The organism is Thermogemmatispora onikobensis (assembly GCF_001748285.1).
Classification (GTDB): Bacteria; Chloroflexota; Ktedonobacteria; order Ktedonobacterales; family Ktedonobacteraceae; genus Thermogemmatispora; species Thermogemmatispora onikobensis.
In genome coordinates this window covers 44,125-62,736 of record NZ_BDGT01000007.1, presented here as the reverse complement: position 1 = coordinate 62,736, position 18,612 = coordinate 44,125, and the positions used below count along the sequence as shown (strand labels likewise).

Genomic DNA, 18,612 nt, shown 5'->3' with positions numbered 1-18,612 from the left:
TCAAATTATCGACATCAACGGGCGTGTCGAGAGAGCAGCCAGGGGAAAAAGTATGCGGTGCAGGGGGAGAGAGGAAGGAAGCCCCGAGAGAGCGAAGAGAAAGGCCCCAACAGGGAGCCGTGAGATGGCTCCCTGGCCAGCCTTGAGTGGGCAAGCCCAAGTCGGGCCTCCCGCAGGCCGGTGTTGCAGACTGATGTTCAGGGCCTCTCAGCGCGGCTTCAGGCAGCTAAGATGGCTTGCGGCCTTCGGCCTGAGCAAAGGCCGCCTCCGTTTTAGCCGCCATAATGAAGTCATTTTGATGCAACCCGCCCACGGCGTGGGTCCAGAAGGCGACCTTCACCTGCCCCCATTCGGTCACCAGCTGCGGGTGATGATCCTGTTCTTCAGCAAGAGCGCCAACCCTATCCGTAAACGCGAGAGCGTGCGCGAAGTTATCAAAATGGAAAGTCTTTTCAATGCGCTTGATTCCATCCACCTCGGCCACCTGCCAGCCCGGGAGCTGAGCCAGCAAATTCTTGATCTCAGCATCGGACAAAGCTGGCTCGCCGCCGCGACAAGGGACACAGCGCATCTGAGCCAAATCCTGCATAGGTACCTCCCTCCCGTCTTTCCTTGTGGGGAACCTGACGAACAACAACACGCACGGAAACAAGGTCGAGCAAGCACATAAGCGAGGCCGCTCTCGCGAGAGACAGACCTGTCAGTGTTCAGTATAGCCGAGGAGGTCTCACTCCCGCCACTGCCAAAAAAGGAGAGCGTCCGAGCCATTCCACCTCTGCCTGCTGGCGGACCCACCTGCCCGCCCCCAGGACCGGTGGCTGGCCCGGCACGCTCCCCCAACATTCCCGACCACCCTTAACCTCCCTGAAGGATCGCGCCACACATACGGAAAGAGCTTCCCATTCCCGGCGCTGACTGCCACTCAGCCTCAGCGCTCAGCCGTCCCTAGTGATCCCCTAGCATCCTGCGGGCCAGCGCAACACTATCAACTTGGTACCTGCCCGCGGCCAGACGCACCCTCAGCGCCGCCACTCGCTCCGCGCGTTCCTGTTCGACCAGGGCCGCCAGCTCTGGCCCGGAGAGCGCTGTCTCGCCTGGGTGCAGCTGCGCCTCACCAGGTGCCCCGTGTCCGTCTGGCCCGCTACCAACAGGAGAGGAACGCCGCCTGCGAGGCAGCGCAGGCCGCAGATAGCGCTCATCGTCACGCTCGCGCTCGCCCAGCCAGGGCCGCCAACCGGCCCCTTTGTCCTGCAGAGATGTGGGCTGCCAGCTCTGCCCCGATGCACTGGCCTGGGCCGCGTCAACCCTTGAGAGCGCTGCCCGGCTGCGCCTCGACCCTCCGCCCGCCCGAGTCACTTGCCGAATGCGCATGGTGATCAGGACTCCTCTCTTTCTTCGATCACTGCGTCGCCAGCAATAGCCAACGGAGCGCTTGCCACGGGCACCGGCGACGGAACGCCTTCGCTCCCCAGCAGGGGGCCTATGCCTCTTTCCAGTGTAAAAGCCGGAACCCGCCCCAGGTAAGGGGTATTTGTCGCTAATTCGAGAGACCAGAAGTCCCTGATTCCTATCGCCTGCCCAGTGCCGTGGCCTGACCTGGCCTGGCCTTCCTTCTACTTTCGCTGCCCGCTTCCTCTCGCTTACTGGCAATAGGCTGGCAGGGAGCCGCTAAAGACTTGCGGGTGCAGCAGTTGGGCCAGGCACTGCAGACCATCGACGAGGCGCGGCCCCGGACGCTGCATCAGATCGGTATTGAGATGATAGACATGGCGTAGCTTGAGCGCAGTAATCTGGCCCCAATTGGAACGGCGATAGACCAGTTGCGGATCACCGCCATAGCGCGGGTCCTCGGTCAGAATAATGTATTGGGGATTGGCGCGGATCACCGCCTCATCGGTGACCTGGGGATAGCCGCCATTGCTCGTATTATCATGGAAGACATTGACTGCATTAGCCTCCTGCAGCAGCTCATCGCCAAACGTCCCACCGCCAAAGACATAGGGCTTGCCAGGCGTGCTATCATCGGCTTCCAGCATTACTGTGGGCGCCGTCGTTCCTTTCACCGCCTGGCGGATCTGAGCAATGCGCTGCTGCAGCTGCCTGACCAGCGCATCCGCGGCGCTCTCCGTGAAGGTCAGGCGCCCAACGGTCTGAATCTCAGCCAGCATCAGCGCAATCGTATTGTCTGGCAAATCAACCACATGCACGCCCAGACGCACCAGTTGCGCATCGTACTTCTCCGTGAGGCCACCGGAGCTGAGCACCAGGTCGGGATGCAGCGCCACAATCCGCTCTACATTATAGTTGCCGTTGGCATCCGAGATACGCGGGAGTTGGGTCAGTTGCGACGGGTAGTCCGTATAGTAGTCGACCGCCACAATCCGGCTCTCCAGGTGGAGTGCAGCCAGAATCTCGCTCATGTTGGGCACCAGGGAAATAAGGCGCTGCGGGGCCGTCTTCGGGAAGACCACCGGCGTGCCATAGATATCGCGTACCACTGTTGGCGTGGGGCTTGGCCGCGCCGCGCTGCCGCTACTCTGGCTCTGTCCACAGGCGGCAAGCAAGAGCAAGCCCACAACCAATAAACACGGGAACAGCCGTCGGGAGATGACAAGGATGCGCATAAAGCTCACTCCTCCACAGCAAAAGATAGCCGTCCATTGTCACCTCGCGTAGAGGGGGCGCAACCACAACACAAAAGGACCGGAGAAGCAGCGGGTCAGCTCGCTTTGGTGGTTGATAGTCCGCCTGCTCCTTTGACGCGAAGGAACATGGGCCACTGGCATCAGGCAGGTCTCCTGGCTTCTGGCTCAAACGCACCTTGACGCGCCTTCCCATTCCCTGGCCTGGCCCGCAGACGTAAAGATACAGGCTTACACAGGAACAGTGGCTTGCTTGCTTGTTATTTACCTGGTCGCACCCGCCCGCAGTGGGGAGCGAACGGGCCGTCAAAGTGCTCGCCAGTCACAGTAGCGCGACTGCGCCGGATTCTCACCGGCTTCCCTATTCTGCCGGAAATGAGCGCAAACATTTCCGGCCACCTGATGCATCGCACGTTTCACTGCTGGCAGAGGAAGTATATGCAAGAGGCTGCCTGGCTGTCAACCCAGGGCGGTCGCCGTTCCGGGACAAGAGCGCCCTCCTTCTCGCTGGGAGACCCTTAGAAGGCCACCGCTTCAGCTCCCAGGTGAGCCGCAACCAGCTCGCGCAGGCGTGCGGCATTGCGCAGCGCATACCCCTCGCTATCATTATTGAAATAGGCATAGCACTCGCGCCCCTTCCCGGCCTCTCTGCTCAACCACTCGGCCCAGAAAACCAGCTCCGTCTCGCCGAAGCAAGGACCGGCCTGCCCGCTGTGGAAGCGCACATAGCGAAAGGCCGCCGTTGCTGGCAGATCTACGGGCGTGGGCAGCTCTCCCCCAACTGCCAGCACCAGGGCGCAGCCCGCCCCCGCCAGCAGAGCACCCAAGCGCTCACCCTCGACCCCTCGTAACCAGGAAGGGTCACGAAACTCAAAAGCCACCGCCAGCCCGCGCGGTAGCAATCGAAGAAAGTCCGCCAGACGCCCCAGGTCGCTCCGCCAGCGGGGCGGAAGCTGATAAAGCAGCGGCCCCAGGCGCTGACCCAAACCGCGCACCGCCTCCAGCAAGCGCGCCTGCGGCTCAGCCGCATCGCGCAGCCTCTTCATGTGCGTCAGATAGCGACTGGCCTTGACCGCGAAGCGAAAACGGGGATGAAAGCCCACCTGCTCGGCCCACAGAGCAAACTGCGAAGGCGAGGGCAGGCGATAGAAGCTCCTATTAATCTCGACCGTGGCAAAATGTCGGGCATAATAGGGCAGATACTCCTGTGCAGGCAAATCAGGCGGATAGAAGCGGCCCACCCAGTGCGGATAGAGCCAGCCAGAGGTACCAATCCAGACTGTCATCGCTCGGCCTCCCTCTCGCCTCGCCAGGCTCCCCAACCAAAGGAGCACGGTCTTTCCTGCATCGCGACCGGCAGTCAGCGCCAGGATCAGCCGGCCAGACAGGGCAGCCAGATCGTGCCAGTCTGGCCGATTTGACGACTTCCCCGTTCATTCTACACCTTCGCTCGATCGCTTGCATCTCCCGATGACCGTTCTCCAAGAGCCAATGCGCCCACCGCAGGCGCCGAAAGACTCCGCGACGGAGGAAGCCAATAAGCAGAGGGAACATCAGGAAGATACCAGACAGCCAGACAGACAATAGAGGTACAGCCAGCTCATCCCGCCCCAGAAGGCCAGGGGTCGGTCCAGCTTCAGGCCGCGACCTGTAGCACCTCGACCACGATGACACTCACATTATCATCGCCGCCGCCGTCGAGTGCCGCCTGCAGCAGACACTGACAAATCGTCACAGGATCAGCATTGAGGCCCAGCAGATGCTCAATCTGAGGATCGCGCACCATCTCCCACAAGCCATCTGAACACAGGAGCAGCTTATCGCCCCTCAGCAAAGGCACGGCAAAGACATCGACCTCGACCGCCGCACGATCCCCCAGGCAGCGATAAATCTGATTGCGCTGCGGATGACGATAGACATCCTCACGCGAAATAGAGCCTGCACTCAGTAAGCGCGCCACGACCGAATGATCTTGCGTGACCTGGGTCAGGCCCGTTGCCGGACGATAGAGATATGTTCGACTATCGCCTACATTCAGCACGTAGGCCATCCTATCGAGCAGCAAGGCCGCCGTCACTGTTGTTCCCATATCGGCCTTCTCGGCGCGATTGCGCTGGTAGAGCTTCAGATTCGCGTGTTGCAGCGCATCAACCAGAACGCCAGTCAAGAAAGCCTCATCGTTCTCGATCGAATTCGTCAGCGCGGGCAGGGCCAGCTCGCAAAAGGTCTCGACCACCAGACGACTCGCCTCACGGCCATTGGAATGGCCACCCATTCCATCAGCCACCACACAGAGGCCGAAGGTCTGGCCACTATGGGTACGTTGCTGCTGAATAGCAACCAGGTTATCTTCATTGGGCTTATGCTTACGCTTGAGGCCGGGGTCGGTGATCGCCCCCATACGAATGACCAGCGCTCCTTTCGGCGGCAGGCCCGTCAGCGTCTCCGTACGTTGTCCACCAATACTCTTCTCCACTGAGGTTGGCCTATCAGTGGTGGGAGTCTCAAAGACCTGGGCCTCTGCAGCGGTGGGAAAGGCGAGCTGCTCCTCGGTGGGGGCCGCCATCAGCGCGGAGAGAGCAGGTGGGGACGAGAGAGAGAGATCGACCTGCGTAGGGAAATCGGCCCAAAGAGCGCGCCGCGACTCCAGAGAAGGGGCGACACTCGCCTCAACACCGGGAGAGGAAGCTGGGACGGAAACCGGCGGGTGTGAGAGCGAGTCAGAAGAGCCAGCCCAGGGAGTGTGGGAAGGAGGCGCTCCGCCGTAGGCCGATAACGGTTGCGAACGGGACCGTTCCCCGGCGCCGGGTTGATAGCGCCTCGCGGCCCGGGTCGCCTGGACCTCAGCTTCGCGCAACTGCTCAAGCTCCTGCTTGAGCAGCCGACGCTCCTGCCAGGAGGTCCAGCAGGTCCGCAGGAGACGCCAGCCAGCCAGCAATAGCCCTATCCAGGCCGCGACCAGCAGCAGGGCCAGGATAACCAATCCCACTAAAGGGGGAAGAAGAGCGGGACCGCGGGCCGCCCAGAGCACTGGCAGCTGCTGGAGCGTCTGCCAGAGCAGCAACCAGGCATGAGGCGGGAAGCCGCCCGAAACCCAAACCAGGATAGCCAGCGCACAGAACCAGGCTAGCGCCCGCGCGGGCAGCGGAATCTGGCGGACCCCGTAGCCGATGTTGAATTGCCCCAGCATCGCTTCGTTATCCTCTCTTTACCAGGTCGCGCCGGGCACTCACAATCAGCTCAGCATCGTGCGTTTCTTGCAATTCTTGCCAACAATATTAAGTATACTCACCACTTCGCACAGTGTGCAGCATGACCATCCAAAATTCCTGGTACATGCGCCCGCAAACGCCAGAGAGCGGACGCCAGCCCCCTCCCTCCCAGCGGGCGGGCAACCTGACCTCGAAGAGCCGGGCAGGATAGATCAGGACCCCCCAGCCTTGAGAGCCAACGAGGGAAGGGGCTTGACAATTCACAAGAAGTGGAGTATCCTTGTGATGACAATCGCAGAGGAACCCTGAACTCACAAGGAGAGGTCGCATAGAGGCCTAGTGCGGCGGTTTGCTAAACCGCTAGGGATCAAAAGTCCCTCGTGGGTTCGAATCCCACCCTCTCCGCCGAGCCGCTGACAAATCAAGTCCGGTGGCCCGTGTACAGGGGTGTAGCTCAATCGGTAGAGCAGCGGTCTCCAAAGCGCGCCCCTGTGGTGCTTCTGCTCTTGTTGCGGTAGCGCAACATCACTGAAGCGGGTGTGATTAAAGCACGACCTCACCTGGCCCCCGAAAGGGGGCGGGGACAACAGCATGGTCGAAAAGTCCGGTGACCTGCGCCACGAGCAACAGCTGGTGATACGCCCACCGGGCAGCTAGGCCGGGCATGGTGAAGGCTGGATTGCTTGAACCTCAGTCGCCCGCTTCGCTGGATTGCCAGTCGTAATTTGGAGGGCTGGCAACCGCTTCTCCAGCGAGGCTCTCGTCAGGCGCGCGGCGTCCAGGCGAGTGCGGCGGCGAACGAGGCACCTAAACCCGGAGCAGAGCAGAAGTGCAACTGGGGGATCACCTAAACACCGTAAGGTGCATGGTGACGGAGCATCCATAGTACTCAAACGCTCAGGGTAATGCCTGAGACATGGGGAAGGGATGCAGGAGGTCTGCCTCCCACGCGAGGCCGACGTAAGCCAGGTTGACGTCGAGACCCGTGGTTGGCTTCCGACCTCTGGAGAGCCGGATGCATCGAAAGGTGCACGTCCGGTTCGGGGAGACATCGCCTGCAGCCCGTCAGATACGGGTTGCGGTGGAGTAGCTCCACACCGCAGGTTGCGGGTTCAAGTCCTGCCGCCCCTGCCTATTGCCAGGTCGGTGCTCGTAACGAGCACCGACTTTTTTTAGCTCCGCACTCCTCCCTTAACAGTGCGTCCGGCTACCTGTCTGACTGACCACAGCCAACGCTCTTATACGCCGTCCGCCTGCTGTGGCGGCCAGCTCCGGCCCCAGCTTCACGCATTGCCCCATCTCCAGCAGGTATGGTATCATAGGCAACAGAGCAACATGCCAGACGGCAAGGAAGGGCAGCAGAAAAGGCCGGCGCGCAAGCCAGGCCAGAGCAGGCAGAGCCGTGCCGAACCGAACGCCGGCCCAGATTGGCTATCTGGCTGCCTGCAGAGAGCGCTCCTGGTTCCGCTGGCAGACGCAGCGGTCGGTCACTCAACAGAGAGATGGACAAGGGCCGCTTCAGCATCGTGAAGGGATGTTCGTGTGAGCAACGTAGAGAAACGTCAACGGATTGCCGTTTATCCGGGCAGCTTTGACCCGCTCACGCACGGCCACCTGGATATTGCGCGGCGCGGCGCCCGCCTTTTCGATACGCTGATCGTGGCAGTCTACGCTGTTCCCGATAAGAACCTGCTCTTCTCTGTCGACGAGCGGGTGCAGCTCTGGGAAGAGGTCATTGCCGCCGAGGGCCTCGCCAATGTCCGCGTCGAGAAATTCTACGGTCTTGTTGTTGAATTCGTGCGCTCGGTGGGAGGCTCCGTCATTGTCAAGGGCCTGCGCTCCCCCAATGACTTCGAGGCCGAGTTTCAGCAAGGGCTGATGAATCGCAAATTGGCTCCAGAAATCGAGACCGTCTGTTTGCTGACGAATCTGCAGCATCTTTTTGTCAGCTCCTCCTTGCTCAAGGAAGTAGCCCGCTTAGGAGGGAATGTCAGCGACATGTTGCCGCCAGCGGTCATTAAAGCCCTGCTGCGCAAATTCGGCCAGAGCGAGACTTGAGCGGAGCGCCACTCGGCCATCAATATATGATGAGGCGTGACGTCGTCAGCCTCGGCCAGGTCACCAGCACGCAGCCACCGGCAGAGAGCGGAAGGTCACAGGCCACAGCACAGCCCGTGACAGGCTTTCTGATCGAAGGCCCGAGGCCGATCGGTACAGGCAAGCAGGCAGGCAGGTAGCAGCAGGCTGGCTGGCCGGTATGCTGCGGGCAACATAGCGGAGTAGCCTGTAGGCGGAGCAACCGCTCATCGGTTCGTCAGTAGTGCTGTCAGCCAGCCGCAAGAGAGCACGAGGAAGAGGAAGGGTCAGTGTGGATATACTCTATCTGGTAGATCGCCTGGAAAACCTGATCGCCAGCAGCCGCAGGATGCCCCTTGTCAATCAGATCATGGTCAGGGAAGCCGAGATTCTGGCGATCCTTGATCAAATGCGGGCCGCCATTCCTGAAGAGGTCAAGCAGGCCAGACGCCTTCTGCAGGAGAGGGAGCGCATCCTGGCTCAGGCCCAGGCAGAGGCCGCCAGCATCCTGGCCAAGGCCCGCGAGGAGTCCGAGCGCGTCATGGACCGCGAGGGGCTGCTGCGCCAGGCTGAGGAGCGCTCAGAAGAGTTGGTACGCCTGGCCGAGGAACAGGCCCAGCAGCTCAAGAGCGAGGCCAACGCCTACGTCGCGGAGACCCTGCGCTCCCTGCATGAGCACCTGACAGCGATCGAGACGGAGGTCAGCCGCACCATTCTCAGCATCGAGAAGGGCCTGGAAAGCCTGGAGGCTTCCTCACCCTATGTTGAAGAAGAGAGTCAAGGCGAGGGGCAGGCCGCCGGAGAGCTGTCAGAGGACGACTACGCCCTCTACGCCGTTGAGGAGGAGGCGGAGGATGCTCTCCCCCCCCATCCTTCCCCTCGCCGCTCTTCCCTGGCCGCCGATACGATGGGCGGCCCCATGCTGGGGCGCCCAGGCGAGCCACCACGCCGCCCCGAGCCAAGGGCTTGACACACCTTCTCAGGGTCACCTATAATGAACCAGCGTACGTGAGAAGCTGAGTATCTTCCAGACTTGCGCCATCGACAGACAGCCTGACCTGTTCAGCTCTATTTGTAGCCCTTCTCCCGTTTAGTCGTCTACTCTGGGGCAAAAAGTGAGGTTCCGTTTCTTATGCAGTACAACGTGGCGCAACTGCTGAAGGCGTCCATCGGGACCGCCTTCCAGGCAGATATTCATGAAGAAGATGTTCAGCTGGATAGCGATCTCAAGGTACTCGGCGCTATCAACGGCCACGTCCGCATGCGACGCACCGACTACGGGTTGCTGGTCGATGGCTGGGTGGATCTGATCCTCCCGATGGTTTGCGACCGCTGCTTGAAGCCCTTTGAGCAGCCCATGCATATCACCTTCGAGGAGCTGTTTTATCCTACCATCGATGTCACCAGCGGTGTGCCTGTTCCCCCACCTCTGGGTGAGGACGAGGGCTTTCCGATTGACGAGCACCATCACCTTGACTTGAGCGAAGCCGTGCGCCAGCACCTGCTGCTGGAGCTGCCCATGCGCGCGCTCTGCCGCGAGGATTGCCCGGGCCTCTGCCCGCAGTGCGGCCACGATCTGAGTCTGGGACCCTGCCAGTGCCAGCCGGAGATCGATCCGCGCTGGGGCACGCTGGCCGAGCTGTTGCAACAGCGTCTACCGTCGCAGGCTTGACGTGCTCGCTGGTCACGCTGGCCATCCAGCCCGTTCCCGCCAGCCAGCCCGATTAGGAGATAGAGGAGGAGCTTTATTCTATGGGCGCATTACCAAAACAGCGAGTTTCCCATGCGCGTAAGGGCGAGAGGCGCGCGCATTTCCACTTGAAGCTGCCTCAGCTGGTGCTCTGCCCACAGTGCCGCTCGCCGCGGCTCGCCCACCACGCATGTCCTAAGTGCGGCACCTACCGCGGTCGCCAGGTCTTCTGGCCGAAGGAGCGCAAGCATTAGTGGTCGCCCTGCCACAGTGCGCACTGTGGTGCATGCCAGTATGCCAGCATGCCAGCAGACCTGCCCCCCACGGACGAGGTGGGCAGGCAACGCGAGACTACGACGAGAAGAGGAGAGAGCGCGAGGCCACACCCGCGGTCGGGCGAGGCACGGCCAGAGCAGATACGACGCTGAGTCAGTCGGCCCCAGTGCCTCGCTCGTGCCGCGTTTTCCCCTCGCGCGCAGTGTAACCCTATGACAGCACAAGGCATAGCTTTCCTCTTTCCTGGACAGGGCAGTCAGACGGTGGGCATGGGGGCCGATATTTATGAGCAGTCTCCTGCGGCCCGCCAGGTGTTTGAGCGGGCCGACCAGGCTCTGGGCCTGGCTCTCAGTACCCTCTGCTTCCAGGGACCGGAAGAGCAGCTACGTGAGACGATTAACGCCCAACCCGCAATTGTCACTGTCAGCCTCGCCCTCCTGGCCGCCCTGCAGGAGCGGCTTGCCCCCCAGTCTAGCCAGTCGTCCTGGTCGTCCCCTTTGACCCCCACCTTCACCGCCGGCCACAGCGTTGGAGAATATGCCGCCCTCGTCGCCGCTGGCGCCCTCGACCTGGAGGACGCCGTGCGCCTGGTGCGGGAGCGGGGACGTCTGATGCACCACGAAGGGGGCGCCTGCCCGGGCGGAATGGCGGCAGTGATCGGCCTGGATGAGGCCACGCTCCAGGAGATCTGCCAGGAGGCCAGTCAGGAGGCCACACGGCAAGGAGAAGCGGCCCAGTCTCAGGCCAGTCATCCCGGTTGGGGCAAGGTGAGCGTGGCCAACCTCAACGCCCCCGGCCAGATCGTCATCTCCGGTGAGCAGCACGCCCTCGCTTTGGCAATGGAGCGAGCTAAGGCGCGCGGCGCCAAACGGGTCATTCCCCTGGCAGTCAGTGGCGCCTTCCATTCCCCAGTCATGGAGCCCGCTGCCGCCGGTTTAGCTCAGGTACTGACCACGACTCCGCTGCACAACGCGGCCATTCCGATTATCAGCAATATCGAGGCGCGCCCGCTGACCGATGCAGAGGCCCTGCGCCAGGAGCTGGCGCGGCAGGTTGTCGCCCCCGTGCAGTGGATTCGCAGCATCGAGTACCTGGCCACTGCCGGAGTCAGCATCTATCTGGAGATCGGCCCCGGCTCGGTGCTGACCGGCCTGGTCAAACGCATCGTTCGCGACGCTACCACTGTGTCCATCAGTAACGCCAGCGAACTGGACAAAGCGGTGACCGCCTTGCGTGAGCAAGGGCTGCTCCAGCTCTGATACGGTATAATAATCACGGGTTCTTGCCCGCAAGTCCGCGGCAAGAGAGCCGCGAGCAACCAGCGTCCCGTCAGCATGCTGCACAGTCGAAGGGGAGTAAGCAATATGACCAATGAGCCTCCAGGCGTGGTGCGCGTCGCCCGCCAGGTTCTGACTACTATCGTCTCAAATGCCGCGCTAGGGGTGGCCGGCGTGGTCCGCCTGGCCCGCGGTAGTGAGCGCTGGCCGGCTTTTGCCGGTCGCGAGGTCCCGCGCCAGGGTGTGGCTCTGACGGTCAAGGACAATACCGTGAGCGTCGACCTTTACCTGGTCGTGGCCTCCGGCGTCAACGTCGTCGAGGTCGCCACCGCGGTCCAGGAAGAGGTGGCCGCCGCCTTGGAGCATATGGTCGGGATGCAGGTGCGTGAGATCAATGTCTACATCCAGGACGTGGCTTAACGCCTTGAGCAGAGGCAGGAAGACGTGAGAGACGCAGTTACACCAGGCAGGCAGGCAGGTAGGTTAGGTAGGTAGGTTAGGTAGTAGAGAGAGGAGATGTGGCATCCACGATGAGGCGTGTTCGACAGAAGCTAGCTTCCTGCTCGCGCGCAAGCGCACGCGGTCGGGCAAAGCCAGCAGCAAGCTAGACCAGCGATTGGGTGAAGACACTATGCCGCTAGGGATACGCAGACAGGCCCGAATGGTCGCGCTGCAGGCGCTCTATGAGTTCGATACAGTACAGCACCCCCCGGTCGAGGTGGTGCGGCGCCATGCCCAGGAGCGCAATCTGCATCCCCGGGTGGTGGATTATGCCCTTGAGCTGGTTGAGGGCACCTGCGCCCACCTGGAGACGATCGATGCGCAGATCCAGAGCGCTGCACGCGAATGGCCGCTTTCACAAATGGCTCGCATCGATAAAAATATCCTCAGACTTGCAATCTATGAGATTCTGTTTAATAATACGGTACCAGCAAAGGCAGCCATTAACGAGGCAGTCGAATTAGCCAAGCTGTTTGGCAGCGACTCATCAAGCCGCTTCGTCAATGGCGTCCTTGGCACAATATTTGCACGGGCACAGCAACAGCAGCCCACTCCAACAGCGGAAAGCGAGGTGACATCCTAATGGCTTCTGGCTCTGGCTCCGGCTCCGGCTCCGTCGCCGAGCGTTTGAAGCGGATCATCGTTGAGCAGCTCGGCGTCGATGAGAGCGAGGTGGTCCCCAGCGCCTCTTTCGTCGAGGATCTCAACGCGGACTCCCTGGATCTGGTGGAGCTGATCATGTCTCTGGAAGAGGAGTTTAAGCTCCAGATCTCAGATGAGGACGCCGAGAAGATCACGACGGTGGGTGAGGCCCAGGAATATATTGAGGAACATCTGCGCTAAGCTCCTTGGAGCTGCGCTGACCTGATCCGACCTTATTATTCACTGACCTGACTCGCTTCGATCTTCTTCTGCGAATACGAGAAGCAGGTGGGAGACAGGAGGCGGCGCGGTGGCCGCAGCTCTACGGCTCTATTTGTTTCCCCGTCCACCTTCCCTGGGGACTTCGGGACGCTCTCGGATCACGCCGTAGATGCGCTCGTCGCGTCGGCTTGTCTGTTGCCAGACAGCCGGTCAAACCGCCTCTCTGCTTTTTCCTGCTACGTTTGCCCATTCGTTTATGCGCTCAGTCAAGCGGTCGGTCACTCGGTCACCCGGTCACCCGGTCACCCGGTCGGATTGGTCAATTGGTCGGGTCGGCTGGTCGGCGAGCGCCGAGCACGACGCGCTTCTCCAGCCAGATTCGATGGCTTATGTGGCGTGGGATGGGTGGGGCGGTGGTCGCCGCTGATCTCGTCTTCCCCCCTCACCTTTCCCTCTGTCACATTTCTTCTCCCCCAGGCATCTCCTTAAGTAAGGAGAGATTTCCCTCCTCTGGCCGGCTACCTCCGGCTCCGGTTGACGTCAAGCGAGTGAGGATGTAGATAGCAATGGTACCCGCGGCCCAGGCCGTTGAGGCGCTGATCCAGCAGTACGGCAAGTTGGTCTTCCATACAATCTATGGCCTGACCGGCGATTGGGAGGAAAGCCAGGACCTCACTCAGGATACTTTTCAACAGGCGCTGAAAAGTATCGAGGCCGCCCGCGCTTCCAGCGGCCCCCACTTTAATGCCCGTGCCTGGCTGCTGAAGATCGCTCTCAATACGGTCCGTATGCAGGAGCGCCGCAAGCGCCTCTTCCGCTTTGTACCTTTCTCCTCGCTCGGCAACCAGAGCCGACGCGATCAGGAGTCAGAGGGCGAACGCTTAACAGAGGATCTCGCGGCCCAGGCGGCTCCCGTCCAGCCCGATGGCTATGGGGCCGCACCCGGCTCCGACCCTGGTGACCTGATCGCCGAACGCGATGCCGTCCAACGAACATTGCAGCGCCTGCCGGAGCCACTGCGGGTCTGCCTCCTGCTTTCAGTGGTGGGCGATTTCTCTAGCGCAGAGATCGCTCAGATGCTGGACGTGAGCGAGCCGGCGGTTCGTCAGCGCCTGGTACGCGCTCGCCGGCAGTTCCAGCAGCTCTACGCCCTGGAGCGCGCCGATGGCCCGCGTCGCCGACCCGATCTCGCTCCCGCTTGCCAGTCCGGCGACGCGCCCGGAGCACCAGCTCCCTCCCCGCGCGCAACCAGCGAGGAGGCGACGCCACTCCAGTCCGAGCAGACGCTTCACATAGGAGATGCTGCCAGTGAGGAGAGACCTGAGCGGCTGGCCTCCGGTCCTCCCTGGTACAATGGGAGACGCTATGCAGCCTTTGGACTCTGTTGAGGTGCTGCTCCTGCGCCACTACGGCGAGCAGGCCCCGACTCCGCCCGATCTGGAAACCCGCCTGCGCGCAGGCGTGACCAGAGAGGCGGCTTCTCTGGAAAGTGGTCAACGTATCGCTCGCTTGCTGGGCGAACGGCGCTTGAGCCGCCGCCGCGCCGCCGCCCTGGTGGCCCTTGGTGCCGCCGGGGCCGGTATGCTGAGCCTCGGCCTGGATTGTGTGCAGTCTCTGCTGACCCCCCACCAGCGAGAGCTGTCTTCCTATCCCGCTTACTCCGGCTAGAGGGAGAGCATGCCGCCGGCCACGCCAGCTCTCAGCCCGCTCCCCCAGAGCAGGAGTGTTCCTGGCAAGAACAGCAAGCGTGAGCTACAATAACTAATGGAAGAAGAAGAGTGTCGTCGCTTTCGGAGTGCATAAAGGAAGGCGCCACGCCTTGATCAGGCAAAGCAAGACAAGGCAAGACAAGACAAGAAAAGAGAGGGTGCAACTATGGTCCCCGGATTCCACGGTCTCGATCTGGTCGTCATTCTGATCGTCGCCCTGCTGATCTTCGGCCCCAAGCGCCTGCCCGAAATGGGTTCGGCCATCGGCAAGAGTATCAAGGAGTTTCGGAAGGGGATGAGCGATCTCACAAAGGACAAGGATGAGCATGATCCTCTAGATGAGCCTTTCTCCCCTTCCTACGCCGCGCGCAATAATTTGAACCGCCTGAGCAGCGGCAGTAGCCTGCGACAGGACCCGCTCTTTGAGCCAACTCCCGAGCTGGTTCACGAGATGCAGCCTCAGTCAGCCCAGGGCCAGGCTTCTCCCGCCAGTACCAGTAAGACGGAACCGGCCAGCAGCGAGAGCAGGCAGAAGGCTGAATGAGACGCCGCACTGGACAGACTGGAGCAGTACAAGGGAGTAAGATAGCAGCTATGCAGAGTAGATGCGTCCTATCGGTTCAGCCCGCCCTGTACCGCCGGGAGTGAGCAGAGGAAGAGCATGGCTACGGGGAACTTACCACAACCTGACCTGATGCCCGATCTGAATGAGACCTTCCGCTTTGAGGAGGAAGAGGACGATGGCGCCTCCATGACGCTCGTTGAGCATCTGGAGGAGCTGCGTTGGCGCATTTTTAAGTCGCTGATCGCGGTCGTCGTTGGAGCGGTCGTCGCCTTTATCTTCCGCGAACCGATTCTGCGTTTCCTGACCTTGCCGCTGCCAACGCTGACGGCTGGCCTGCGCCTCGGCCCTCACGGCGAGCTGGCAGGCAAGGGTTTGATCACTATCGGTCTGGCCGAGGGCTTCACGGTCTTTCTCAAGGTCTCGATCGCGGTTGGCATCTTGCTGGCGATGCCGGTGATCCTTTATCAAGCCTGGGCTTTTATCGCCCCCGGTCTCTATCGCCACGAGAAAAGGGCCGCCCTGCCTTTCTTGATCATGGGCAGCCTCCTCTTCGTGGCTGGTATTGCCCTCGGCTTCGTGGTCCTGCAGTACCCGGTTCAATGGTTGATCGCTTTCTCGTCCGGCGATTTTGTGGAGCTGGTTTCGGCAGACAGCTACTTTACGTTCGTGGCCTTCTTCTTGCTGGCCTTCGGGATCGTTTTTGAGATTCCTCTGGTGCTGACCTTCCTGGCCAAGCTCGGTCTGGTCAGCGCCGAAACGTTGAAGCGTCGCCGCGCTGCCTCCCACGTCGGACTGTGGATCGCCTCGACCTTTTTAACCCCCGGGGCCGACTTCTATAGCCCGATCATCCTGGGGGTGACAATGTCTTGTCTCTACGAGCTGACCATTCTACTGATCCGCTTTATGGTCCGTCCCAGTAAGGTTGGCGCCTGAGCGAGCTTGCGCGAGCCCTGGAGAAGATAGATTCGACTCGACTCGCCAGGCTCGCTCTCGTTCTCACCCGACACTCAGGCCATCGCCAGAGGTGCCCACACTTCAATCTCAAGCGAGAAACTCCCCCCCTCGCTGACAGGGGCGGGCACATCAGGGCGCATCAGAAGACGAGCCGGGCTCAGCGCAGCCGGGCCTCAGCTTCGGCTGCTCCCCGATCAGACGGATTCATCCCGGCCTCTCCTTCTGTTCTCTCTTGCGGGTCACGCCCAAAACCTTGCCAGAGGACGAGGATGGCAAGGGCATAGCTGATGGCCGCCAGCACAAAGATCGCCGAATAGCCCTGCTGAACGATGACAACCCCTCCGATGGGAGTCGACAAGGAGTAGGCGATCCAATAGGCAGCCTGGTAGCTGCTGTTGGCCAGCCCACGCCATTGCGCCGGCACAACCTCCATTGAGAAAGCCTGCAACACACCCATTGTCATGTCCATCGCCCCCTGACGCAGTGGATAGAGCAGGGCCGCCAGCAACAGGGAAGGACTGAAGCCCAGAACCAGCATGAGCGGCAGACTGAGCGCCTGCGTCGCGACTACGGCTCGCGCCTTGCCCAGGCGCGCCGCTAGCCAGGGGGCGAGAAGAGTGGCGCCCGCGGTGAGAGCGGTGGCCCCCCCATCGATGAGACCAAATTGCCAGGAACTGGCCCCCAGATGACGCACAAAAAAGAGATTGAAGTAGGGAATAAAGAGACCAGCCCCGAAGCCAATCAGCCCCTGCTCCAGCGTGAGCAGCACCAGGGCACTGCCCAACCAGCGCCTCCAGAGCTTCCAGTCGAGCCAGCGTCGCCAGCTGGACCTGACTCTACGAGGTACGAGACCGCCAACACCCCCGGTCAGCAGAGACCTGAGCCTTCCACCAGCGGCTGGCTTTGAGAGAGGCCGCGGATCAGGATCGAGCAGAAAGAGGGGGATGAGGCTGGGGATCGCCAGCAGGCCAGCCCCAATAAGGGCCAGCTGATAGGCTCGGGCCCCCGCTTGAGGCGCGAGCAGTCCATTGAGAGGGAACGGGAGCGGCCCCATGAACCAGGGTAGCTGACGAAACCAGACGGGCAGCGCTCCCCCGAGCAAACGCCCGGCGACCGAGGTCACCAGCGTCACGACCAGATTGAGGCTGAAGAGATGGGAGCGTTCTGCCGGCAAGCTGTTCTGAGTCAGATAGGGAGCATTGACGACGAGCAGGGCCGCGCTGACTATTCCCGCCAGGAAAGCGGTAATGAGCAAAGGCAGGGCCTGCCGAAAGAGGATCTGGCCAGCCCCCAGCAGACCAATCAGGAGACTGGCTACGATCAGGACTGTCTTGCCGCCTAAACGGTCAACACAGAGGCCAGCGGGAAAGATAGCCAGACCCGCCCCGACGGTAGCCGCAAATTGGACGGCCCCAATGAAGTCAGCGCGGTAGCCCAGGGCATCGAGATAGAGATTATATAGCAGCAGCAGAATGCCAAGCGAAACCCCGCTGAGCGCGTTGCTGATCAGATAGAGGCGAGCATTCCGCTGCAAACGGGTAAACTGACGTACGTAGTCAACGAGGAGAGACATGGCGCACGGATTGCACCGCCTGGTGAGCAGGCGCCTCCTCTCTGGTGGGAGCAAGCCCTCCCGCCTCGGCAGCCTGGCCAGTTCCCTGTTGGGCTTCGGACGCAACAACAGGCAGGTCAGCGGAGACACCACGGCCCGCTCTCAACGGTCCGATATCGGCATCGCGCGGCGCTCCTCGCAGCTCCTCACCTGCCTCCACAGCACGACGCAGCTCTCGCTCACGCACCTCGCGTCGCACCAACCCCGGCAAGAAGAAGGCCCTGGCCATTTCCTTGACCATCACCGTCCGCGCCCGGAACTCGATCACTGCCTCCGCCACCCGGTCGCTTCCCTCCTCGACACGTCGATCAACCGCCCGCACCCGCTCCGGCAGGCTGACCACACCCTGGACCAGCGGATGCTCTAACGCGCCTCCTTCAGCGGGTCGCTCGGCGGCACCGGCCTCCAGAGTCTGGTTGAGCTGATCGACCGCCGGGCGTAGACGCTTAATCAGCTCGCTCTTCTCCTGGACCCAGGCAAAGGCGAAGAATAAGCCGATGGACAGTCCCAGCGCCAACACGACAAAGACAAACAACTCGATAGCCAGCACAATCGCCGCAATCTGGCCCCAGGTCTCCAGTGGATTGGCAGCAAGAGCAGCCAGAACAGGGACGGACATCGTTACTTTCCTCCAACCTCTTGAGCACGGATGGCACGCATCTGCTGGCGCCGGCGCTCTTCGCTGCGGCGGGCGCGGCCCTTGCCCAGGAAGATACGTAGCACCTGCTGCCCCGCCAGCACAGTGGCCACGGCGCGAATCCCCGGCGCCAGGGCGAAATCACGCGCCAACTGGGCCGCGCTCCCCACCGTTGTCACCGTGTGACCAGCAGTACGCGCCGTCTCTTTGACCACGCCAACCGTCTCCTGCACCGAGGCCAGGAGTGGACGCATCTCGTTGCGCACTGTCGTAATTGCTCGCAGCAGGGCGAGAATAGTATAGATGAGAAGAGCAATAGCGATCAGCGTCGTTGCAGCCAGGATGATCAGAGCAATATAGAGCACTGCCAGCAAAACATGGAAGAGAGCAGCCAGGATAAAGCCTACAATGAGCAACACCAACACCCCAACCCCAATCACCAGCAAATAGCGCTTTGCGCTTTGCATAAGAAAGAGACCTCCCGGCAAAGATTTAGAGAAGCCTGTACTACCTGATTATAACGCATGGCCTTAAACAGCGACCACCAGCGCGGCAGTCGACCACTTCCGGCCTCGCCATAGACAAGGCTCTCATTAC

General features: G+C 61.5%; 22 protein-coding genes, 1 tRNA gene and 1 riboswitch. Of the genes, 13 read left to right on the top strand and 10 right to left on the bottom strand.

Annotated elements, in window-relative coordinates:
- Positions 1-226: 226 nt before the first annotated feature.
- The 6 genes from BGC09_RS05040 to BGC09_RS22490 all read right to left on the bottom strand — a co-directional run bounded on the left by BGC09_RS05040 (position 227) and on the right by BGC09_RS22490 (position 6,118).
- Positions 227-589 carry a 4a-hydroxytetrahydrobiopterin dehydratase gene (locus BGC09_RS05040; protein WP_069802737.1) on the bottom strand — a complete coding sequence of 121 codons (363 nt, stop codon included), beginning with the start codon at positions 587-589 and terminating at the stop codon, positions 227-229.
- 356 nt (positions 590-945) lie between these two features.
- Positions 946-1,371 (bottom strand): flagellar biosynthesis anti-sigma factor FlgM, encoded by a 426-nt coding sequence (locus BGC09_RS05035; protein ID WP_069802736.1) that lies wholly within the window; start codon positions 1,369-1,371, stop codon positions 946-948.
- A gap of 269 nt (positions 1,372-1,640) precedes the next feature.
- The gene (locus BGC09_RS05030; RefSeq protein ID WP_069802734.1) at positions 1,641-2,624 is read right to left on the bottom strand and encodes an ABC transporter substrate-binding protein; all 984 of its coding nucleotides are present in this window, start codon (positions 2,622-2,624) and stop codon (positions 1,641-1,643) included.
- 147 nt (positions 2,625-2,771) lie between these two features.
- Positions 2,772-3,060, bottom strand: a riboswitch (cobalamin riboswitch).
- A 100-nt stretch (positions 3,061-3,160) separates the two neighbouring features.
- Positions 3,161-3,928 carry a DUF72 domain-containing protein gene (locus BGC09_RS05025; protein WP_069802732.1) on the bottom strand — a complete coding sequence of 256 codons (768 nt, stop codon included), beginning with the start codon at positions 3,926-3,928 and terminating at the stop codon, positions 3,161-3,163.
- Between the two features lie 350 nt (positions 3,929-4,278).
- Positions 4,279-5,832: a PP2C family protein-serine/threonine phosphatase gene (locus tag BGC09_RS05020; RefSeq protein ID WP_069802730.1), complete on the bottom strand. Its 1,554-nt coding sequence runs from the start codon at positions 5,830-5,832 to the stop codon at positions 4,279-4,281.
- 88 nt (positions 5,833-5,920) lie between these two features.
- Positions 5,921-6,118 carry a hypothetical protein gene (locus BGC09_RS22490; RefSeq protein WP_141727646.1) on the bottom strand — a complete coding sequence of 66 codons (198 nt, stop codon included), beginning with the start codon at positions 6,116-6,118 and terminating at the stop codon, positions 5,921-5,923.
- A gap of 53 nt (positions 6,119-6,171) precedes the next feature.
- Between BGC09_RS22490 and BGC09_RS05015 the strand changes: the two genes are divergently transcribed.
- The 9 genes from BGC09_RS05015 (at position 6,172) to acpP (ending at position 12,517) form a co-directional block, all read left to right on the top strand.
- Positions 6,172-6,259: transfer RNA gene (locus BGC09_RS05015), tRNA-Ser, on the top strand.
- 1,137 nt (positions 6,260-7,396) lie between these two features.
- On the top strand, positions 7,397-7,912 hold the full coding sequence (gene coaD / locus BGC09_RS05010; protein ID WP_069802728.1) for a pantetheine-phosphate adenylyltransferase: 516 nt from the start codon (positions 7,397-7,399) through the stop codon (positions 7,910-7,912).
- 310 nt (positions 7,913-8,222) lie between these two features.
- Positions 8,223-8,900: an ATP synthase subunit B family protein gene (locus BGC09_RS05005; protein ID WP_069802726.1), complete on the top strand. Its 678-nt coding sequence runs from the start codon at positions 8,223-8,225 to the stop codon at positions 8,898-8,900.
- A gap of 162 nt (positions 8,901-9,062) precedes the next feature.
- Complete coding sequence (locus tag BGC09_RS05000) at positions 9,063-9,602, top strand: YceD family protein (protein WP_069802723.1); 540 nt, start codon at positions 9,063-9,065, stop codon at positions 9,600-9,602.
- Positions 9,603-9,682: 80 nt separating this feature from the next.
- Positions 9,683-9,874: a 50S ribosomal protein L32 gene (gene rpmF / locus BGC09_RS23460; protein ID WP_081839034.1), complete on the top strand. Its 192-nt coding sequence runs from the start codon at positions 9,683-9,685 to the stop codon at positions 9,872-9,874.
- Between the two features lie 234 nt (positions 9,875-10,108).
- On the top strand, positions 10,109-11,155 hold the full coding sequence (fabD, locus tag BGC09_RS04995) for an ACP S-malonyltransferase (RefSeq protein ID WP_069802721.1): 1,047 nt from the start codon (positions 10,109-10,111) through the stop codon (positions 11,153-11,155).
- Positions 11,156-11,260: 105 nt separating this feature from the next.
- Positions 11,261-11,593 carry an Asp23/Gls24 family envelope stress response protein gene (locus BGC09_RS04990; protein ID WP_069802719.1) on the top strand — a complete coding sequence of 111 codons (333 nt, stop codon included), beginning with the start codon at positions 11,261-11,263 and terminating at the stop codon, positions 11,591-11,593.
- A 211-nt stretch (positions 11,594-11,804) separates the two neighbouring features.
- Positions 11,805-12,257 carry a transcription antitermination factor NusB gene (gene nusB / locus BGC09_RS04985; protein WP_069802717.1) on the top strand — a complete coding sequence of 151 codons (453 nt, stop codon included), beginning with the start codon at positions 11,805-11,807 and terminating at the stop codon, positions 12,255-12,257.
- On the top strand, positions 12,257-12,517 hold the full coding sequence (acpP, locus tag BGC09_RS04980; protein ID WP_069802715.1) for an acyl carrier protein: 261 nt from the start codon (positions 12,257-12,259) through the stop codon (positions 12,515-12,517). The genes nusB and acpP overlap by 1 nt, the downstream gene beginning before the upstream one ends.
- A 323-nt stretch (positions 12,518-12,840) precedes the next feature.
- Here acpP and BGC09_RS22760 read toward each other — a convergent pair whose 3' ends face one another.
- Positions 12,841-12,999 (bottom strand): hypothetical protein, encoded by a 159-nt coding sequence (locus BGC09_RS22760; protein WP_176728844.1) that lies wholly within the window; start codon positions 12,997-12,999, stop codon positions 12,841-12,843.
- 105 nt (positions 13,000-13,104) lie between these two features.
- Between BGC09_RS22760 and BGC09_RS04975 the strand changes: the two genes are divergently transcribed.
- The 4 genes from BGC09_RS04975 to tatC all read left to right on the top strand — a co-directional run bounded on the left by BGC09_RS04975 (position 13,105) and on the right by tatC (position 15,745).
- The gene (locus BGC09_RS04975) at positions 13,105-13,926 is read left to right on the top strand and encodes an RNA polymerase sigma factor (protein WP_069802713.1); all 822 of its coding nucleotides are present in this window, start codon (positions 13,105-13,107) and stop codon (positions 13,924-13,926) included.
- The gene (locus tag BGC09_RS04970; RefSeq protein ID WP_069802711.1) at positions 13,904-14,206 is read left to right on the top strand and encodes a hypothetical protein; all 303 of its coding nucleotides are present in this window, start codon (positions 13,904-13,906) and stop codon (positions 14,204-14,206) included. Before BGC09_RS04975 ends, BGC09_RS04970 begins: the two co-directional genes overlap by 23 nt.
- Before the next feature lie 207 nt (positions 14,207-14,413).
- Positions 14,414-14,791: a Sec-independent protein translocase subunit TatA/TatB gene (locus tag BGC09_RS23455; RefSeq protein WP_069802708.1), complete on the top strand. Its 378-nt coding sequence runs from the start codon at positions 14,414-14,416 to the stop codon at positions 14,789-14,791.
- A 117-nt stretch (positions 14,792-14,908) separates the two neighbouring features.
- Positions 14,909-15,745, top strand: coding sequence for a twin-arginine translocase subunit TatC (gene tatC / locus BGC09_RS04960; protein ID WP_084657957.1), 837 nt, complete (start codon positions 14,909-14,911; stop codon positions 15,743-15,745).
- 178 nt (positions 15,746-15,923) lie between these two features.
- Here the strand turns inward: tatC and BGC09_RS04955 are convergent, their stop codons facing one another.
- From BGC09_RS04955 to BGC09_RS04945, 3 genes are read right to left on the bottom strand one after another with little or no spacing between them, the layout of a single operon-like run.
- A complete protein-coding gene (locus tag BGC09_RS04955) occupies positions 15,924-17,339 on the bottom strand; it encodes an MFS transporter (RefSeq protein WP_069802705.1) in 1,416 nt (471 codons plus the stop codon).
- Positions 17,323-17,997, bottom strand: a complete 675-nt coding sequence (locus tag BGC09_RS04950) for a hypothetical protein (protein ID WP_069802703.1) — start codon at positions 17,995-17,997, stop codon at positions 17,323-17,325. Before BGC09_RS04950 ends, BGC09_RS04955 begins: the two co-directional genes overlap by 17 nt.
- 2 nt (positions 17,998-17,999) lie before the next feature.
- Complete coding sequence (locus BGC09_RS04945) at positions 18,000-18,482, bottom strand: hypothetical protein (RefSeq protein WP_069802700.1); 483 nt, start codon at positions 18,480-18,482, stop codon at positions 18,000-18,002.
- Positions 18,483-18,612 lie beyond the last annotated feature (130 nt).

Excerpts from the sequence above, each read along its gene's own strand:
- BGC09_RS05040 (WP_069802737.1), bottom strand. The coding sequence starts at position 589 with ATGCAGGATTTGGCTCAGATGCGCTGTGTCCCTTGTCGCGGCGGCGAG.
- BGC09_RS05035 (WP_069802736.1), bottom strand. The coding sequence starts at position 1,371 with ATGCGCATTCGGCAAGTGACTCGGGCGGGCGGAGGGTCGAGGCGCAGC.
- BGC09_RS05030 (WP_069802734.1), bottom strand. The coding sequence starts at position 2,624 with ATGCGCATCCTTGTCATCTCCCGACGGCTGTTCCCGTGTTTATTGGTT.
- BGC09_RS05025 (WP_069802732.1), bottom strand. The coding sequence starts at position 3,928 with ATGACAGTCTGGATTGGTACCTCTGGCTGGCTCTATCCGCACTGGGTG.
- BGC09_RS05020 (WP_069802730.1), bottom strand. The coding sequence starts at position 5,832 with ATGCTGGGGCAATTCAACATCGGCTACGGGGTCCGCCAGATTCCGCTG.
- BGC09_RS05000 (WP_069802723.1), top strand. The coding sequence starts at position 9,063 with ATGCAGTACAACGTGGCGCAACTGCTGAAGGCGTCCATCGGGACCGCC.
- rpmF (WP_081839034.1), top strand. The coding sequence starts at position 9,683 with ATGGGCGCATTACCAAAACAGCGAGTTTCCCATGCGCGTAAGGGCGAG.
- fabD (WP_069802721.1), top strand. The coding sequence starts at position 10,109 with ATGACAGCACAAGGCATAGCTTTCCTCTTTCCTGGACAGGGCAGTCAG.
- BGC09_RS04990 (WP_069802719.1), top strand. The coding sequence starts at position 11,261 with ATGACCAATGAGCCTCCAGGCGTGGTGCGCGTCGCCCGCCAGGTTCTG.
- nusB (WP_069802717.1), top strand. The coding sequence starts at position 11,805 with ATGCCGCTAGGGATACGCAGACAGGCCCGAATGGTCGCGCTGCAGGCG.
- acpP (WP_069802715.1), top strand. The coding sequence starts at position 12,257 with ATGGCTTCTGGCTCTGGCTCCGGCTCCGGCTCCGTCGCCGAGCGTTTG.
- BGC09_RS04975 (WP_069802713.1), top strand. The coding sequence starts at position 13,105 with ATGGTACCCGCGGCCCAGGCCGTTGAGGCGCTGATCCAGCAGTACGGC.
- BGC09_RS04970 (WP_069802711.1), top strand. The coding sequence starts at position 13,904 with ATGCAGCCTTTGGACTCTGTTGAGGTGCTGCTCCTGCGCCACTACGGC.
- BGC09_RS23455 (WP_069802708.1), top strand. The coding sequence starts at position 14,414 with ATGGTCCCCGGATTCCACGGTCTCGATCTGGTCGTCATTCTGATCGTC.
- tatC (WP_084657957.1), top strand. The coding sequence starts at position 14,909 with ATGGCTACGGGGAACTTACCACAACCTGACCTGATGCCCGATCTGAAT.
- BGC09_RS04955 (WP_069802705.1), bottom strand. The coding sequence starts at position 17,339 with ATGTCTCTCCTCGTTGACTACGTACGTCAGTTTACCCGTTTGCAGCGG.
- BGC09_RS04950 (WP_069802703.1), bottom strand. The coding sequence starts at position 17,997 with ATGTCCGTCCCTGTTCTGGCTGCTCTTGCTGCCAATCCACTGGAGACC.
- BGC09_RS04945 (WP_069802700.1), bottom strand. The coding sequence starts at position 18,482 with ATGCAAAGCGCAAAGCGCTATTTGCTGGTGATTGGGGTTGGGGTGTTG.